General features: G+C 76.1%; 1 protein-coding gene. It reads right to left on the bottom strand.

Going from position 1 to position 20,274, the window contains the following annotated elements; genetic code table 11:
- A partial coding sequence (locus tag AB0L34_RS25250) for a type I polyketide synthase (protein ID WP_363707146.1) occupies positions 1–20,274 on the bottom strand: 20,274 nt, incomplete at both ends.

A 20,274-nucleotide genomic window follows, 5' to 3' on the forward strand; every position in this document is an offset into this window, starting at 1 on the left:
GTCCGGGCCGCGCCGGGAGGCGAGCACCACCTCGGCGGCGCCGTTGGCCAGCAGCCACCGGGCCACGTGCCGGCCCAGCGCGCCCGTGCCGCCGGTGACCAGCACCGTCCCGCGCGGCCGCCAGCCCGCTCCGGAGGGCGGGACGGACGGCAGCAGCCGCCGGCCGAACACGCCGTTGCGGCGCACCGCCACCTGGTCGAGGGCGCCGTCGGCGAGGACCGCGACGAGCGCGGCCCGGGTGCCCCGGTCGGCGCGGGCGGGCAGGTCGATCAGCCCGCCCCAGCGGTCGGGCTGTTCCAGGGCCACTGCCCGGCCGAGGCCCCAGGTCAGCGCCGCCCACACGTCGCCGCCCGGTTCGCCGGCCGTGACCGGCAGGGCGGCACGGCTGAGCGCCCACACCCGTCCGGGCAGGCCGGTGTCGGTCAGCGCCTGGATGAGGGTGAGCAGCCCGGCCGTACCCGCGGGGACGGCCGACCCGTTCGCGAGCGGCCGGTCCTGCCGGGGCAGGACGCACAGCACCCCGGCCCAGCCCTCGCCACTGATCGGGCGCAGCCGCTCGCCCAGCTCCCGCCGGCCGAGGGTGGACGACACGGTCACCGTGTCCACCCGCGCGCCGGCCTCGGCGAGTGTCTTCGCCACGCCCGCGTCGGCGCCGCCACCTACCGTGGCGACCAGCCACCGGCCGGAGAGCCCCGAGGCGGGGGCCGGCCGCACCGGTTCCCACCCGATCCGGTACGACCAACCGTCCAGCGCCGTTCCCCGGTCCCGGCCGCGACGCCACGTGGAGAGCACGGGCAGGGCCGGGGTGAGGGCGTCCACGGCGTCGTCGCCGAGCTGGCCGGCGAGGGCGGCGAGGTCGCCGCTCTCGACGGCGGCCCAGAACTCGGCGTCGCCGTTCTCGGGGGCGGCCTGCGGTCGCGGTGCCGCCTCCGGCCAGTACCGCTGGTGCTGGAACGCGTACGTCGGCAGGTCGACGCGGCGGGCGCCGGAATCGGCGAACCACTGCGTCCAGGTGACCGGTACGCCGTGGACGTGCAGCTCGCCGAGGGCGGCCAGCAGCGCGTGGGTCTCGGGCCGGTCCCTGCGCTGGACGGCGACGGCGAGCGCGGTCTCGTCGCCGGGCAGCACGTCCGCCGTCATCGCGGTCAGCACACTCTGCGGACCGATCTCCAGGAACGTGCCCACCCTGGCAGCCCGCAACGCCGTGACACCGTCGGCGTACCGGACGGCCTCCCGGACGTGCCGCACCCAGTAGTCGACCGTGCGGATCTCGTCGCCGTCAGCCAGCGCCCCGGTCAGGTTCGACACGACCGGCAGCAGCGGCGCCGAGAACGTCAGGTCTTCCAGCACTGCCCGGAACTCGGCCAGCATCGGCTCCATCAGCGGACTGTGGAACGCGTGACTCACGGTCAACCGGCGCGTCCGGACACCACGCGCCTTCCAGACCTGCTCGACCTCGTCGAGCGCGTCGACCGCCCCGGACACCACCACGGACGTCGGGCCGTTCACCGCCGCGATCCCCAGCCGGTCGGTCAGCCCGTCCAGCGTGGCCAGCACCTCGGCCTCCGGCGCGGCCACGGCCAGCATCCCACCACCGGCCGGCAACGCCTGCATCAACCGACCCCGCGCCGCCACCAACGCACACGCATCAGCCAACGTGAACACCCCGGCCACGTACGCGGCCGTGATCTCACCGACCGAATGCCCACCCACGAAGTCCGGCACCACGCCGAACGACTCCATTAGGCGGAACAACGCCACCTCGACCGCGAACAGCCCGGCCTGGGTGAACACGGTCTGGTCCAGCAGGCCCGCCTCCGGCGAGCCCTCCGGAGCGAACAACACCTCACGATGCGGCTGCGGCAGCAACCCGTCGAGGTGCCCACACACCTCGTCCAACGCCGAGGCGAACACCGGGAACGCCCCGTACAGCTCCCGGCCCATGCCCGCGCGCTGCGCGCCCTGGCCGGAGAAGAGAACCGCGAGCTGGCCGCGTTCGCCGCTGGTACCGGTGACCAGGGCGCCGGACGGGTCTCCGCCGTCGAGAGCCCGCAGCGCGGACAGGAGGCTGTCCCGGTCGGTCACCACGGCGACGGCACGCTGTTCCAGTGCCGGTCGGGTGGTGATCGACGACCACGCCACGTCCAGCGGACGCAGCGTTTCGTCGGCGGCGAGCCAGCGCGCCCACCGGCCCGCCTGCCCGGCGAGCGCCGCGTCGGTCCGCGCCGACAACAGCACCGGCACCACCGGCGGCACCCGACGCTCCACGACCTCGCCCTCGACCACCTCGACCGGCGGCTGCTCAACGATCACATGCGCGTTCGTGCCCGAGATCCCGAACGAGGACACGGCCGCCCGACGCGGCCGGTCCACGACCGGCCACGGCGTCGCCTCCGTCGCCAGCGCCACCGCCCCGGCCGTCCAGTCGATGTGCGGGGACGGCTCGTCCACGTGCAGGGTCGGCGGAACCATCCCGTGCCGCATCGCGAGGACCATCTTGATCACACCGGCCACACCAGCCGCGGCCTGCGTGTGCCCGATGTTGGACTTGATCGACCCCAGCAGCAACGGCCGGTCCGCCGGCCGGTCCTGCCCATAGGTGGCGAGCAGCGCCTGCGCCTCGATCGGGTCACCCAGGGTGGTGCCGGTGCCGTGCGCCTCCACCGCGTCCACGTCGAGCGTGGTCAGGCGGGCGTTGGCCAGGGCCTGGCGGATCACCCGTTGCTGCGACGGCCCGTTCGGCGCGGTCAACCCGTTCGACGCCCCGTCCTGGTTCACGGCGGTGCCCCGCACGACGGCCAGGATGCGCCGGCCCTCCCGCTGGGCGTCGGAGAGCCGCTGCACGAGCAGCACGCCCACGCCCTCGGACCAACCGGTGCCGTCGGCGGCGGCCGCGAAGGACTTGCACCGGCCGTCCTGGGCCAGCCCACGCTGGCGGGAGAACTCGATGAACGTCCCCGGCGTCGCCATCACGGTCACGCCGCCCGCGAGGGCGAGGTCGCACTCACCGGAGCGCAGTGCCTGCGCCGCGAGGTGCAACGCGACCAGCGACGACGAGCAGGCGGTGTCGACCGTGACCGCCGGGCCTTCGAGGCCGAACGTGTACGCCAGCCGACCGGACAGCACGCTGCCCGACGTGCCCACGCCGACGTAGCCCTCGACCTCGGCCGGCTGGTCCATCAGTCGCGTCGCGTAGTCGTGGTACATCACGCCGGCGAACACGCCCGTACGGCTGCCCCGCAGCCGCGCCGGGTCCAGGCCGGCGGACTCGAACGTCTCCCAGGACGCCTCCAGCAGCAGCCGCTGCTGCGGGTCCATCGCCAGCGCCTCCCGTGGCGAGATCCCGAAGAACGCCGGGTCGAACTCGGCGGCCCCGTACAGGAAGCCGCCCTGCCGGGTGTACGACGTACCGCTGCTGTTCGGGTCCGGATCGAACAACGACTCCAGGTCCCAGCCCCGGTCCGCCGGGAACTCCGATATCCCGTCCCCGCCGGCGGCCAGCAGCTCCCACAGCTGGTCGGGGCTGTCGACCCCGCCCGGGTACCGGCAGGCCATGCCGACGATCGCGATCGGCTCGTCGGCGGCGACGGCCCGCACGGCCGACCGCCGCACGCTGAGCTGGCCGGAAACCTGCTCGTACAGGTGCTCGGCGAGCACGGCCGGAGTCGGGTAGTCGAACACCAACGTCGACGCCAACCGCAGCCCGGTGGCCGCGTTGACCCGGTTCCGCAGATCCACCGCCGTCAGCGAGTCGAAACCCAACTCCCGGAACGCCCGGTCCGCCGGCACCGCCTCCGCCCCGCCGTGGCCGAGCACCTGGGCGACCAGACCCCGGACCAGCAGCGCGACCTGTGCCCGGCCCTCGTCCTCGGTGAGCCCGGCGAGCCGCCCGGCCCAACCACCGCCGCCCTGTCCCGCCTGTCGGCGGGTCGCGGCCGGCCCGACGAGGGTACGCAGCATCGGCGGCACGGTCCCGCCGGTGGCCGCCGCCCGCAGGGCGGGCAGGTCGATCACCGTGGGCACCAACGCAGCCCGGTCCGCGGCCAGGGCGGCGTCGAACAGCTCCAACCCGACCTCGACGCTCATCGGCGTCAGGCCGGCCCGCGCCGACCGGACCCGATCCGCCTCCGACACCGACGCCGCCATGCCATCGGTGTCCCACATGCCCCACGCCAGACTGACCGCCGGCAGACCCGCCTGCCGCCGGTACGCCGCGAGCGCGTCCAGGAACGCGTTGCCCGCCGCGTACGCCGCCTGACCCGGCGAGCCGAGAACACCCGCCACCGACGAGAACACCGCGAACAGATCCAGATCCAGATCGCGCGTGGCCTCGTGCAGCCACCAACCGGCGGCGACCTTCGGCGCCAGCACACCCGCCAGCCGCTCGGCGGTCAGCCCTTCGACGACGCCGTCGTCCAGCACGCCAGCGGTGTGCACCACGCCCGCGAGCCGGCCCGCCGAGGTCACCTCGGCCACCAGCCCGGCCACCTGCTCCCGGTCCGTCACGTCGCACGCCACCACCCGCGCCGACGCACCCAGACCCGACAGCCGCTCCACGAGCGCGCCCGCACCCGAAGCGCCCGGGCCCTGCCGCGACACCAGCACCAGCGACCCCACCCCGTACGCCGTGACCAGGTGCTCCGCCACGAGCGCACCCAACGCACCCGTACCACCGGTCACCAGCACCGTGCCCCCACCCAGAGCCGGCGCGGCCCCAGCCGACGCCCGCACCAGGCGCGGCACGAAGACGCGGCCCTCCCGGACGGCCAGTTGGTCGTCCGTGCCCTCGCCCACGAAGCCGGCGAGCGCGGTGAGCAGCGTCGGCTCGACGTCGGTGTCGAGGTCCGCGAGAACGATCCGACCGGGGTGTTCCGACTGTGCCGACCGCAGCAGGCCCCAGAGGGCGGCGCCCGCCAGGTCGCCGACCCGGTCGGCGTCCCGGGCCGCCGTCGCGCCCCGGGTCAGCACCAGCAGCCGCGAGCCGGCCAGGGAATCGGCGGCCAGCCACGCCTGGACCGCCCGCAGCACGTCCGACGTCACCGACCGGACCGCCTCCGGCAGGTTGCCGGCCGGCTCGGACGCGCCGAGGACCGGCAGCACGAGGACCTGCGGCGCGTCCGCGCCCGCCTCGACGGCGGCGAGCGCCGCCGCCACGTCCGCGTACGCCGGCAGCCCGGCCCGGGCCACCAGTTCGTCCGCGCCGCCGGTCAGGACCGCCCAGCCGGACGGCTGCCGGGTCGCCGGGGCCGGGTCGGCCTGCCAGCGCACCTCGAACAGCGACCGGGCTGGCGCGCCTGGGGCGGGCAGACCCGTCATCTCGCGCAGGACGAGGGAGTCGACGGACACGACCGGCGTGCCCGACTCGTCGGAGGCGACCAGCCGCACCCCGGAGCCGGCCCGGGTCAGCCGTACCCGCAGCACCGAGGCGCCGGAGGCGTGCACCTGCGCGCCCTCGAACGCGAACGGCACCCGCGGCCCGGCCGCCTCGTCGGTCAGCAGGAGCCCGACGGCGTGCAGGGCGGCGTCCAGCAGCGCCGGGTGGACGCCGAAGCGCACCGCCTCGCCCGCCGCGTCGTCGGGCAGGGCGACCTCGGCGTACGCCTCACCGTCGGCCGTCCAGGCCCGCCGCAGTCCCTGGAACACCGGCCCGTACGCGAGGCCGTGCCCGGCGAGCGTCGCGTACCAGCCGGTCAGGTCCACCTCGGACGCGTCGGCCGGCGGCCAGGCGCCCACGGTCGGCTCGTCCGGCGAGGACGCTTCGAGGACGCCTTCCGCGTGACGGATCCAGCCCGCCTCGGGGTCGTCGTCCCGTCGGGAGTAGATGGCGACGGCACGCTGCGCGGAGCCGTCGGACGCCTCCACCCGTACCTGGACGCGCACGCCCCCCGTCTCGGGTACGACCAGCGGCGCGGCGACGGTCAGCTCCCGCAGCCGGGAGGCGCCGACCTCGTCGCCGGCCCGCACGGCAAGCTCCACGAGCGCGGTGCCCGGCACCAGCGTCACGCCCGACACCGCGTGGTCGGCCAGCCAGGGGTGCGTGGCCAGGGACAGCCGGCCGGTGAGCACCACCTCGTCGTCGCCGGCCAGGTCCACGGCCGCGCCGAGCATCGGGTGCCCGGCGTCGCCCAGTCCCGCGCCGGACACGTCGCCGACGCGGGGACGGCCCGAAGCCGGCCAGTACCGCTGGTGCTGGAACGCGTACGTCGGCAGGTCGACGCGGCGCGCGCCCGCCCCGGCGAACCACTGCGCCCAGGTGACCGGCACGTCGTGGACGTGCAGCTCGGCCAGGGCCGCCAGCAGCGCCTGAACCTCGGACCGGTCCCTGCGCTGGACGGCGACGGACAGCACGCCCGCCTCGTCGGGCAGCACGTCGGCGACCATGGCGGTCAGTACGCTCTGCGGGCCGATCTCCAGGAACGTGCCCACCCCGGCAGCCCGCAACGCCGTGACACCGTCGGCGTACCGGACGGCCTCCCGGACGTGCCGCACCCAGTAGTCGACCGTGCGGATCTCGTCGCCGTCAGCCAGCGCCCCGGTCAGGTTCGACACGACCGGCAGCAGCGGCGGCCGGAAGGCGAGACCATCCAGGACGGCCCGGAACTCGGCCAGCATCGGCTCCATCAGCGGACTGTGGAACGCGTGACTGACCCGCAGTCGGCGCGTCCGCACGCCCCGGCCCTGCCAGACGGCCTCCACCTCGTCCAGGGCCTCGACGGCTCCGGAGACGACGACGGCGTACGGCCCGTTGACGGCCGCGACGCCCAGCCGGTCGGTCAGCCCGTCCAGCGTGGCCAGCACGTCGGCCTCCGACGCGGCCACGGCCAGCATCCCGCCGCCGGCCGGCAACGCCTGCATCAACCGACCCCTGGCCGCCACCAGCGCGCACGCATCCCCAAGGGACAGCACCCCGGCCACGTACGCGGCCGTGATCTCACCGACCGAATGCCCACCCACGAAGTCCGGCACCACGCCGAACGACTCCACCAGGCGGAACAACGCCACCTCGACCGCGAACAGCCCGGCCTGGGTGAACACTGTCTGGTCCAGCAGGCCCGCGTCGGCCGTGCCCGCCTCGGCGAAGAGCACCGCCTTCAGCGGCTGCGGCAGCAGCGGGTCCAAGTGCCCGCACACCTCGTCAAGCGCGGTGGCGAACACGGGGAACGCCCCGTACAGCTCTCGGCCCATCCCGGCGCGCTGCGCGCCCTGCCCGGAGAAGAGCAGGGCCAGGTGCCCGCGCTGTTCGGAGGCGCCGGTCAGCACCGAACCCGACGGCTCACCGGCAGCAAGAGCCGTCAGCGCCGCGAGCAGGTCGTCGCGGTCGGCGGCGGTCACCACCGCCCGCTGCTCCAACGCCGGCCGCGTCGTCACCGACGACCACGCCACATCCAACGGACGCAGCGTTTCGTCCCCCGCCAACCAGCGCGCCCACCGACCCGCCTGCCCGGCGAGCGCCGCGTCGGTCCGCGCCGACAACAGCACCGGCACCACCGCCGGCACCCGACGCTCCACGACCTCGCCCTCGACCACCTCGACCGGCGGCTGCTCGACGATCACATGCGCGTTCGTCCCGGAGATCCCGAACGACGACACCGCCGCCCGACGCGGCCGGTCCACGACCGGCCACGGGGTGGCCTCCGTCGCCAACGCGACCGCCCCGGCCGCCCAGTCGATGTGCGGCGACGGCTCATCCACATGCAACGTCGGCGGCACGAGGCCGTGCCGCATCGCGAGGACCATCTTGATCACACCCGCCACACCAGCCGCGGCCTGCGTGTGCCCGATGTTCGACTTGATCGACCCCAGCAGCAACGGCCGGTCACCCGGCCGGTCCTGCCCATAGGTGGCCAGCAACGCCTGCGCCTCGATCGGGTCACCGAGGGTGGTGCCCGTGCCGTGCGCCTCCACCGCGTCCACGTCAGACGTGGACAAACCGGCGTTCGCCAGAGCCTGCCGGATCACCCGCTGCTGCGACGGACCGTTCGGCGCCGTCAACCCGTTCGACGCCCCGTCCTGGTTCACCGCGCTACCCCGCACCACCGCGAGAACCCGGTGGCCGTTACGGCGAGCGTCCGACAGCCGCTCCACCAGCAGCATGCCCACGCCCTCACCCCAACCGGTGCCGTCCGCCGACGCCGCGAACGACTTGCACCGCCCATCAGCCGACAGACCCCGCTGCCGCGAGAACTCGACGAACGTCCCCGGCGTGGCCATCACGGTCACACCACCGGCCAGGGCGAGGTCGCACTCCCCCGACCGCAGCGCCTGCGCCGCGAGGTGCAACGCGACCAGCGACGACGAGCACGCAGTGTCGACCGTGACCGCCGGCCCTTCGAGCCCGAACGTGTACGCCACCCGTCCCGACAGCACGCTGCCCGAGGTGCCGGTGCCGACGTAGCCTTCGGCGTCCGGGGGAAGGTCGGCCAGCCGTGAGGCGTAGTCGTGGTACATCACGCCGGCGAACACGCCCGTACGGCTGCCCCGCAGCCCCTGCGGGTCCAGGCCGGCGGACTCGAACGTCTCCCACGACGCCTCCAGCAGCAGCCGCTGCTGCGGGTCCATGGCGACCGCCTCGCGCGGCGAGATCCCGAAGAACGCCGGGTCGAACTCGGCCGCCCCGGCGAGGAAGCCGCCGTGCCGGGTGTACGACGTGCCGCGGCGGTCCGGGTCGGGGTCGAAGAGGCCGTCGAGGTCCCAACCCCGGTCGGTGGGGAACTCGGAGACGCCGTCCCCGCCGGCGGCCAGCAGCTCCCACAGCTGGTCGGGGCTGTCGACCCCGCCCGGGTACCGGCAGGCCATGCCGACGATCGCGATCGGCTCGTCGGCGGCAACGGCCCGCACGGCCGACCGCCGCACACCGAGCTGGCCGGAAACCTGCTCGTACAGGTGCTCGGCGAGCACGGCCGGAGTCGGGTAGTCGAACACCAACGTCGACGCCAACCGCAGCCCGGTGGCCGCGTTGACCCGATTCCGCAGATCCACCGCCGTCAGCGAGTCGAAACCCAACTCCCGGAACGCCCGGTCCGCCGGCACCGCCTCCGCCCCGCCGTGGCCGAGCACCTGGGCGACCAGCCCCCGGACCAGCAGGTCGAGCTGGGCGCGGGCCGCGTCGGGGTCCATTCCGGCGAGCTGGTCGGCCCAGTCGCCGCCGCTGCCGGCCTGCCGGCGGGTGACCGTCGTGCCGACCAGGGCGCGCAGCACCGCCGGCGCCTGGCCGCCGCCGAGGGCGGCCCGCATCGCGGGTACGTCCAGCGCTGCCGGCACGAGTGCCGGCAGGCCCGCGCCCAGCGCGGCGTCGAACAGCTCCAACCCGACCTCGACGCTCATCGGCGTCAGGCCGGCCCGCGCCGACCGGACCCGATCCGCCTCCGACACCGACGCCGCCATGCCATCGGTGTCCCACATGCCCCACGCCAGACTGACCGCCGGCAGACCCGCCTGCCGCCGGTACGCCGCGAGCGCATCCAGGAACGCGTTGCCCGCCGCGTACGCCGCCTGACCCGGCGAACCGAGAACGCCCGCAGCCGAGGAGAAGACCACGAACAGATCCAGGTCCAGACCCGCCGTCGCCTCGTGCAGCAACCAGCCCGCCGACACCTTCGGCGCCAGCACACCCGCCAGCCGGTCCGCCGTGATCGACGAGACCACCCCGTCGTCCAGTACGCCGGCCGTGTGCACCACGCCGGCCAGCCGGCCCGGGACGCCGGCCACCAGGGCGGCCACCTGCTCCCGGTCCGTCACGTCGCACGCCACCACCCGCGCCGACGCACCCAGACCCGACAGCCGCTCCACGAGCGCGCCCGCACCCGCAGCAGCCGGACCCTGCCGCGACACCAGCACCAGCGACCCCACCCCGTACGCCGTGACCAGGTGCTCCGCCACGAGCGCACCCAACGCACCCGTACCACCGGTCACCAGCACCGTGCCCCCACCCAGAGCCGGCGCGGCCCCAGCCGACGCCCGCACCAGCCGTGGCACGAACACCCGACCGTCGCGGACGGCCACCTGGCCGCCCGTCACGGCCGGATCGGCGGCGACCCGGGCCAGCAGGGCCAGGATGCCCGCGTCCAGGTCGCCGTCGACGTCGGCCAGGACGATGCGGCCCGGGTGCTCGGTCTGCGCCGAGCGCAGCAGGCCCCATGCGGCGGCACCCGCGAGGTCGGTCACCCGGTCCCCGTCACGGGCGGCCACGGCCCCCCGGGTCGCCACGACGAGGGTCGTGTCGGCGAGCGCGTCGGCCGCCAGCCAGGTCTGCACGGCGGCCAGGACGTCGGCGGTGACCGTGCGGACGGCGTCCGGCACGGGCGCCTCGGCGGCGGCGGGCAGCGGCAGCAGCAGTGCGCGCGGCGCCTCGGTCCGGCCCGCGCCGACCGCCTCGGTCAGCGCCTCGACGGCCGGGAACGCCGGCAGGTCCACACCGCCGGCCGGCAGGTCACCGGAGAGCAGCGCCCAGCCGGACACGTCGTCGGCCGGGGTGACGTCCTCGGGCTGCCACGCGAGGGTGAACAGCGACCGGGCCGCCGTGCCGGGGGCGGCCACGGCCGTCATCTCCCGCAGGACGAGGGAGTCGACGGACACGACCGGTGCGCCGGACTCGTCCACCGCGACCAGGCGCGCGGAGGTGCCGGCCCGGGTGAGCCGTACGCGCAGGACGCGCGCCCCGGTGGCGTGCACCTGCACGCCCTCGAACGCGAACGGTACGCGCGGCCCGCCGGTCTCCTCGGCGAGCAGCAGCCCGACGGGGTGCAGCGCGGCATCGAGCAGCGCGGGGTGGACGCCGAACCGGGCGGCCTCGCCGGTCGCCTCGTCCGGCAGCGCGACCTCGGCGTAGACCTCGCCGTCGCCGGTCCACAGCCGGCGCAGTCCCTGGAACACCGGCCCGTAGGAGAGGCCGTGCTCGGCGAGCCCCGGATACCAGCCGGCCAGGTCCGCCTCGGTGAGCCCGACGGGCGGCCAGGCGCCGAGCGTCGGCTCGTCGGCCGACGCCGGGTCCAGCACGCCCTCCGCGTGCCGGATCCAGTCAGCCTCCGGGTCGCCGTCGGACTGCGAGTGGACGGCCACGCCCCGGCTGCCCGCCTCGTCGGCGGCGCCGACGCGCACCTGCACCCGCACCCCGCCGGTCTCGGGCAGCACCAGCGGCGCCGCGATGGTCAGCTCCCGTACGCGGGAGGCGCCTACCTCGTCGCCCGCCCGGACGGCCAGCTCGACGAGGGCGGTGCCGGGCACGACGACCGCGCCGGAGACGACGTGATCGGCGAGCCACGGGTGCGTGGCGACCGACAGCCGGCCGGTCAGGACCACCATGTCCTCGCCGGCGACGGTGACCGCCGCGCCGAGCAGCGGGTGCCCGGCGACGCCCAGCCCCGCGCCGGTGACGTCGCCCGCCCGGGCCCGGCCGATGCCGAGCCAGTAGCGCTCGTGCTGGAACGCGTACGTCGGCAGGTCGACGCGCTGCGGGTCCGTTCCGGCGTACCACTGGGTCCAGGTGACGGGGACGCCGTTGACGTGCAGCTCGGCCAGGGCGTGCAGCAGCGCCTGCCCGTCGGCGCGGTCCCGCCGCTGCGTGGCGAGGGCCAGGGCGTCCTCGGCGAGCAGGTCGGCGTTCAGGGCGGTGAGGACGCTCTGCGGGCCGATCTCCAGGTACGTGCCCGCGCCGGCGTCCCGGAGGGCGGCAACGCCGTCGGCGTATCGGACGGCCTCGCGGACGTGCCGGACCCAGTAGTCGGCGTGGGTCAGCTCCTGCGGGCCGGCGAGCGTCCCGGTCAGGTTCGACACGACGGGCACCAGCGGCGCCCGGAACGTCAGCCCGTCGAGGACCGTCCGGAACTCGGCGAGCATCGGCTCCATCAGCGGACTGTGGAACGCGTGACTGACCCGCAGTCGGCGCGTCCGCACGCCGCGGCCCTGCCAGACGGCCTCCACCTCGTCGAGCGCGTCGACCGCCCCGGACACCACCACCGAGGTCGGGCCGTTCACCGCCGCGACGCCCAGCCGGTCGGTCAGCCCGTCCAGAGACGCCAGCACCTCGGCCTCCGGCGCGGCCACGGCCAGCATCCCACCACCGGCCGGCAACGCCTGCATCAACCGACCCCTGGCGGCCACCAGCGCACACGCATCCCCAAGGGACAGCACCCCGGCCACGTACGCGGCCGTGATCTCACCGACCGAATGCCCACCCACGAAGTCCGGCACCACGCCGAACGACTCCACCAGGCGGAACAACGCCACCTCGACCGCGAACAGCGCGGCCTGGGTGAAAACGGTCTGGTCCAGCAGCTCCGCCTCGGCCGAGCCGTCGGGAGCGAACAGCACCTCACGAAGCGGCTGCGGCAGCAGCGGTTCCAGGTGCCCGCACACCTCGTCCAACGCCGACGCGAACACCGGGAACGCCCCGTACAACTCCCGGCCCATCCCGGCGCGCTGCGCGCCCTGCCCGGAGAAGAGGACGGCGAGCCGGCCGCGCGCGGCCCCCGTACCGGTGACGACCCCGGCGGCCGGGGAGCCGGCGGCGAGGGCGCGCAGCCCGGCCAGCAACTCGTCCCGGTCGCCGGCGGTGACCACGGCACGGTGTTCCAGGACGGCGCGGCTGACCACGGACGACCAGCCGACGTCGACCGGGCGCCGGGTCTCGTCGGCGGCGAGCCAGCCAGCCCAGCGGTCGGCCTGCGCGGCGAGCGCGGCGTCGGAGCGGGCGGAGAGCAGCACCGGGGCGGGGCGGGCCGGGTCGGGCGCCGCCCCGGCCGGGTCGGGCCGGGTGTCGGCGGGTGGTTGCTCGATGACGACGTGGGCGTTGGTGCCGCTGACCCCGAACGAGGACACGGCGGCCCGGCGCGGCCGGCCGGTCGCCGGCCACGGCCGGGACTCGGTGAGCAGCTCGACCGCGCCCGCGGTCCAGTCGATGTGCGGGGACGGCTCGTCGACGTGCAGGGTGCGGGGCAGGACGCCGTGCCGCATCGCCATGATCATCTTGATGATGCCGGCCGCCCCGGCCGCCGCCTGGGTGTGCCCGATGTTCGACTTGATCGAGCCGAGCCACAGTGGTTCCCGGCCGTCGCGGTCCTGGCCGTACGTGGCGAGCAGCGCCTGCGCCTCGATCGGGTCGCCCAGCGTGGTGCCCGTGCCGTGCGCCTCGACCGCGTCGACGTCGAGCGTGGTCAGGTGGGCGTTGGCCAGGGCCTGGCGGATCACCCGCTGCTGCGACGGCCCGTTCGGGGCGGTCAGCCCGTTGGACGCGCCGTCCTGGTTCACGGCGGTCCCGCGCACGACCGCCAGGATGCGCCGGCCCTCCCGCCGGGCGTCGGAGAGCCGCTGCACGAGCAGCATGCCCACGCCCTCCGACCAGCCCGTGCCGTCCGCCGTCGCGGCGAACGACTTGCACCGCCCGTCGGCGGCGAGCCCGCGCTGGCGGGAGAACTCGATGAACGTCCCCGGCGTCGCCATCACGGTCACGCCGCCGGCCAGGGCCAGGTCGCACTCCCCCGACCGCAGCGCCTGCACGGCCAGGTGCAGCGCCACCAGCGACGACGAGCAGGCGGTGTCCACAGTGACCGCCGGCCCCTCCAGGCCGAACGTGTACGCCACCCGCCCGGACACGACGCTGCCGGAGTTGCCGGTGCCGATGTAGCCCTCCAGGCCCTCGGGCAGCTCCTGCACCTGCGAGGCGTAGTCGTGGTACATCAGGCCGGCGAACACGCCCGTACGGCTGCCCCGCACCCGCGCCGGGTCCAGGCCGGCGGACTCGAACGTCTCCCAGGACGCCTCCAGCAGCAGCCGCTGCTGCGGGTCCATCGCGACCGCCTCGCGCGGCGAGATCCCGAAGAACGCCGGGTCGAACTCGGCCGCCCCGGCGAGGAAGCCACCGTGCCGGGCGTACGAGGTGCCGGCGTGGTCGGGGTCGGGGTGGAAGAGGGCGTCGAGGTCCCAGCCCCGGTCGGTGGGGAACTCGCCGATGCCGTCGCCGCCGGCGGCCAGCAGCTCCCAGAGCTGCTCGGGGCTCGCCACGCCGCCGGGATAGCGGCAGGCCATGCCGACGATGGCGATCGGCTCGTCCACGCCGGTGGCGGCCACCGCGTCGGGGCGGGCCGCGATCTCGCCGGTGAGCTGCTCGTGCACGTGCGCCGCGAGCGCGGCGGGCGTCGGGTAGTCGAACACCAGCGTGGAGGCCAGCCGCAGCCCGGTGGCCGCGTTGACCCGGTTGCGCAGGTCCACGGCGGTCAGCGAGTCGAAGCCCAACTCCCGGAACGCCCGGTCCGCCGGCACCGCCTCCGCACCACCGTGGCCGAGCACCTGCGCCACCAGGCCCCGGACCAGCAGGTCGACCTGGGCGCGGGCCTCGTCGGGGGCGAGCGCCGCGAGCCGCTGGGCCCAGCCGCCGGCTGCGCCGCCGCCGGCCTGCCGCCGGGCGGTCGCGGTGCCGACGAGGGCGCGCAGCATCGGCGGTACGCCGGCGGCGGTGGCCGCCGCCCGCATGGCGGGCACGTCGACCACGGCCGGTACGAGGGCGGCGTCGGCGGCGGCGACCGCCGCGTCGAACAGCGCCACGCCGACCGGGGCGGTGATCAGGCCGAGGCCGGCGCGGGACACCCGGGACCGGTCGGTGGCGCTGAGGCCGGCCGCCATGCCGTCGGTGTCCCACATGCCCCAGGCCAGGGAGTGGCCGGGCAGCCCCCGGTCGCGCCGGTGGGCGGCGAGGGCGTCGAGGAAGGCGTTCGCCGCCGCGTACGCGCCCTGGCCGGGCGAGCCGAGCACCCCGGCGATCGAGGAGAACGCGACGAACAGGTCGAGGTCGAGGTGGGCGGTGGCCTCGTGCAGCCACCAACCGGCGTCGACCTTCGGGGCGAGCACCCGGGCCAGCCGGTCCGCGTCGATGCCGCTCACGACGGCGTCGTCGAGGACGCCGGCGGTGTGCACCACCCCGGCGAGGCGTTCGCCGTCGGTGAGCCGCGCGACGAGGGCGCGCACGGCGTCGGGGTCGGTGACGTCGCAGGCGAGCACCCGGACGCGGGCGCCGAGGGCGGTCAGCTCGTCGGCCAGCTCGGCCGCGCCGTCGGCGTCGGGGCCGCGCCGGCTGACCAGGGCGAGGGAGTCCACTCCCCACTCGGTGACCAGGTGCCGGGCGAGCAGGCCGCCGAGCGCGCCGGTGCCGCCGGTGACGAGGACGGTGCCGCCGCGGGTGCGCGGGGCGGCCTCGGGCGGGGCGTCGGCGCGTACCAGCCGGGGGGTGAGGGCCGCGTCGCCGCGGACCGCGAGCTGCGCCGCGGCCGGGTCGTCGGCGGCGGCCGCGAGCAGCGCGACGGCGGGTTCGTCGAGGTCCCGGTCGAGGTCGGCCAGGACGATCCGGCCGGGATGCTCGGACTGGGCGGAGCGGACGAGGCCCCACACGGCCGCGCCGGCCAGGTTGCCGGCCGGGTCGGCGTCGGTGGCCCGCACCGCGTCGCGGGTGACCACCACGAGCCGGGCGTCGGCGTCGGCGGCCAGCCACGCCTGCACCTCGGCGAGCACGCCGGCGGTGGCCGTCCGGACGGCGGCCGGTAGCTCACCGGCCGGCAGGCCGGCCGGTGACGCGGGCACGGGCAGCAGCACCAGCGGGGGTACGTCGCCGGCGGCGACCAGTTCGGCGACGCCCGGGTACGCGGACGCGCCGGGCAGGGCGGGGGTGGCCGCGCCCAGCAGGGCGGCGGTGGGCGTGGGACCGGGGGTGAGCGGCTCGGCCTGCCAGGCGACCCGGAACAGCGAACGGGCGGCCAGGGTGGCCGCCGACGGGTCGACGCCGGTCATCTCGCGCAGCACGAGGGAGTCGATCGACACCACGGGCTGGTCGGTGTCGTCCACGGCGAGCAGCCGCACCGCCGCGCCGGCCCGGGTCAGCCGGATCCGCAGGGTGTCCGCGCCGACGGCGTGCACCTGGATGCCCTCGAACGCGAAGGGCGCCTTGGGGCCGGTGGTGCCGTCGCCCGGCAGCAGGGCGGTGGGGTGCAGGGCGGCGTCGAGCAGGGCGGGGTGCACGCCGAACCCGGCGACCCCGTCGGGCCCGGTCGCGGGCAGGGCCACCTCGGCGTAGACGGTGTCGTCGCCGGCCGTCCAGGCCCGCCGCAGGCCCTGGAACGCCGGCCCGTACGTCATGCCGTGCCCGGCGAGGGCGTCGTACCAGCCGGCGAGGTCGGCCTCGACGGCGTGCGCCGGGGGCCACGCACCGAGGCCGGCGTCGTCGGTCGGGTCGACGGCGGTGAGCACGCCCTCGGCGTGTTGCACCCAGTCGCCGTCGGGGTCGTGGTCGGGCTGGGAGTGCACGGCGACGGCCCGCCAGCCGGCGCCGTCGCGCGGGCCGACCCGGACCTGCACCCGCACCCCGCCCTGGGCGGGGAGCACCAGCGGCGCGGCGATGGTCAGCTCCCGTACCCGGCAGGGGCCGAACTCGTCGCCGGCCCGCAGCGCCAGCTCGACGAGGGCGGTGCCGGGGACGATCACCGCGCCGGCCACCACGTGGTCGGCCAGCCACGGCTGGGCCGCAACCGACAGCCGGCCGGTGAGCACGGCCGCGTCCTCGCCGGCCAGCCGGACGGCGGCGGCGAGCAGCGGGTGGCGGGCGGCGCCGAGGCCGGCACCGGAGACGTCCGAGGCGCGGCCGGCGGGGCGGAGCCAGTACCGCTCCTCGGCGAAGGCGTACGTGGGCAGGTCCACGCGGGTGGCGGCGGCGTCGGCGAAGACCGGGGCCCAGTCGACGGCACCGCCGGCGGCGAAGAGTTCCGCCAGGCCGGTGAGCAGGGCGCGCGGCTCGGGGCGGTCCCGGCGCTGGGTCGGCACGGCCACGACGGCGTCGTCCCCGGACAGGGCCTCGCGGACCAGCGCGGTGAGGACCGGGCCGGGCCCTACCTCGACGAACGTGTCCACGCCGGCGGCGCGCAGGGCGGCGACCCCGTCGGCGAAGCGGACGGCCTCGCGGACGTGGCGCACCCAGTAGTCGGCGCGGGTCAGCTCCTGCGGGTCGGCGAGCGCCCCGGTCAGGTTCGACACGACCGGCACGAGCGGCGCGGAGAACGTCAGCCCGTCCAGCACCGCGCGGAACTCGGCGAGCATCGGCTCCATCAGCGGGCTGTGGAACGCGTGACTCACGGTCAACCGGCGCGTCCGGACGCCACGCGCCTGCCAGACGTGCTCCACCTCGTCGAGCGCGTCGACCGCCCCGGACACCACCACGGACGTCGGGCCGTTCACGGCGGCGATCCCCACCCGGTCGGCCAACCCGTCCAGCGTGGCCAGCACCTCGGCCTCGGCCGCGTTCACCGCCAACATCCCGCCACCGGCCGGCAACGCCTGCATCAACCGACCCCGGGCAGCGACCAGCGCGCACGCATCGACCAGAGACAGCACCCCGGCCACGTACGCGGCCGTGATCTCACCGACCGAATGCCCACCCACGAAGTCCGGCACCACGCCGAACGACTCCACCAGGCGGAACAACGCCACCTCGACCGCGAACAGCCCGGCCTGCGTGAACACCGTCTGGTCCAGCAGCTCGGCCTCGGCCGCGCGCGCCTCGGCGAAAAGGACTTCCCGAAGCGGCTGCGGCAGCAGCGGGTCCAGGTGGGCGCACACCTCGTCCAACGCCGACGCGAACACCGGGAAGGCCCTGTACAACTCCCGGCCCATCCCGGCGCGCTGCGCGCCCTGCCCGGAGAAGAGGATCGCGACAGGGCCCCGGTCGGCGGCGCAACCGGTGACGACGGCGTCGGTGGGCTCGCCGGCGGCGAGGGCTCGCAGCCCGGCGGTCAGCTCGTCGTGGTCGGCGACGAGCAGCACGGCCCGGTGCTCCAGTGCCGCGCGGGCCGTCAGGGACGTCCAGCCGGCGTCGACCAGCCGCGGCCGGTCGGGCGCGGCGAACCGGTCGGCCCAGCGGTGGGCCTGCCGGGCGAGGCCGTCACCGCGGGCGGAGAGCAGCACCGGCACCAGCGGCGGCGCGGCGGGCTCGACCACCTCGCCGTCGACGATCTCTGCCGGCGGCTCCTCGACGATGACGTGCGCGTTGGTGCCGCTGACCCCGAACGAGGACACGGCGGCGCGGCGGGGCCGGCCGGTCTCCGGCCAGGGCCGGGCCTCGGTCAGCAGTTCGACGGCGCCGGCCGACCAGTCGACGTGCGGGGTGGGCTCATCGACGTGCAGGGTGCGGGGCAGGACGCCGTGCCGCAGCGCCTGCACCATCTTGATCACACCGGCGACGCCGGCGGCGGCCTGGGTGTGGCCGATGTTCGACTTGATGGAGCCCAGCCACAGCGGCTCCCGACCGTCCCGGTCCTGCCCGTACGTGGCGAGCAGCGCCTGCGCCTCGATCGGGTCGCCCAGGGTGGTGGCGGTGCCGTGGGCCTCGACGGCGTCCACGTCGGCGGTGCTGAGCCCGGCGTTGGCGAGCGCGGCCCGGATCACCCGCTGCTGCGACGGCCCGTTCGGCGCGGTCAGCCCGTTGGACGCGCCGTCCTGGTTGACGGCGCTGCCCCGGATCACGGCGAGGACGCGGTGGCCGTTGCGCCGGGCGTCGGAGAGCCGCTCGACCAGCAGCACGCCGACGCCCTCGCCCCAGCCGGTGCCGTCGGCGGCGGCGGCGAAGGAGCGGCAGCGGCCGTCGGCGGCGAGGCCGCCCTGCCGGGTGAACTCGACGAACGCGCCCGGGGTGACCATCACGTTCACGCCGCCGGCCAACGCCAGCTCGCACTCGCCCTGCCGCAGCGACTGCACGGCCAGGTGCAGCGCCACCAGCGACGACGAGCAGGCGGTGTCCACGGTGACGGCCGGCCCCTCCAGGCCGAACGTGTACGCGACCCGCCCGGAGATGACGCTGTGCGCGCCGCCGGTGAGCCGGTAGCCGTCCAGGTCGGGGGTCTCGTCGCCGGTGCCGTAGCCGGACGGGGACGCGCCGACGAAGACGCCGGTGGCGGTGCCGTGCAGCGAGTCGGGCGTGACGCCGGCCTGCTCGAACGCCTCCCAGGTGGCCTCCAGCAGCAGCCGCTGCTGCGGGTCCATGGCCAGCGCCTCGCGGGGCGAGATGCCGAAGAAGACCGGGTCGAAGTCGGTGGCCCGGTCGATGAACCCGCCGTGCCGGGTGTGCGAGCGGCCGGACGCCTCGGGGTCGGCGGCGAGTAGCCGGTCGAGGTCCCAGTGCCGGTCGGCGCGGAACTCGGTGATGCCGTCGCGGCCCTGCGCGACCAGTTCCCACAGCCCGTCGGGATCGCTGACCCCGCCCGGGTAGCGGCAGCTCATCCCGACGATGGCGACCGGCTCGTCGGCGAGGGCGGCGCCGGCGGGCGTGGCGGGCGTCCCGGCGGGGGCGGCCTCGGCGTCGTCCAGCCGCAGCAGGGACGCCAGGTGCCCCGCCAGGGTGGCCGGGTTGGGGTAGTCGAAGATCAGGGTGGTGGGCAGGGCCAGCCCGGTCGCGCCGGTGAGCTGGTTGCGCAGCTCGACGGCGGTCAGCGAGTCGAAGCCCAGCTCCTTGAACGCCCGCTTCGGCCGCACGGCGTCGGTGCCGGCGTGGCCGAGCACGGCGGCGGCGTGGTCGCGGACCAGGTCGGTGAGCTGGCGGTCCCGTTCGGCGCGGGGCAGGGCGAGCAGTCGTTGGCGCAGCTCGGCGGCGGAGTCGGTGACGCCGTCGGCGGGGCGGGCGGACAGGGCCTCGCGCGCCTCGGCGATGTCGGCGAGCAGCGGCCGGGGCCGGGCGGAGGCGTACGCGGGGGCGAAGTGCGCCCAGTCGACGTCCGCGATGGTCAGGCAGCTCTCGCCGTGCTCGACGGCGCGGCGCAGGGCGAGCAGCGCGGCGGCCGGCTGCATCGGGTTGAGGCCGCGGCGGCTGAGCAGCCGCTGTGCCTCCTCGGTGGTGGCCATGCCGCCCTCGGCCCAGGCGCCCCAGGAGATCGAGGTGGCGGTGAGGCCCCGGGCGCGGCGCTGCTCGGCGAGCGCGTCGAGGTACGCGTTCGCCGCCGCGTACGCGCCCTGCCCGCCGCTGCCCCACACGCCGGAGATCGAGGCGAACGTGACGAACGCGTCGAGCTGCCGGTCGCCGAGCAGCTCGTCGAGGTACTCGGCGCCGGCGGCCTTGCCGGCCATGACGTGGTCGAACACGTCGAGGTCGGTGTCGACCAGCGGCGTGAGCTGGGTGATGCCGGCGGCGTGCAGCACGGCGGTCAGCGGGGCCACCTCGTCCAGGCCGGCCACGAGCGCGGCGACCTGGTCGCGGTCGGCCATGTCGCAGGCCACCACGCTGACCCGTACGCCGGTGGCGGTCAGCTCGTC

This window comes from Micromonospora sp. NPDC052213 (genome assembly GCF_040679695.1).
In the GTDB taxonomy this organism is placed as follows: Bacteria; Actinomycetota; Actinomycetes; order Mycobacteriales; family Micromonosporaceae; genus Micromonospora.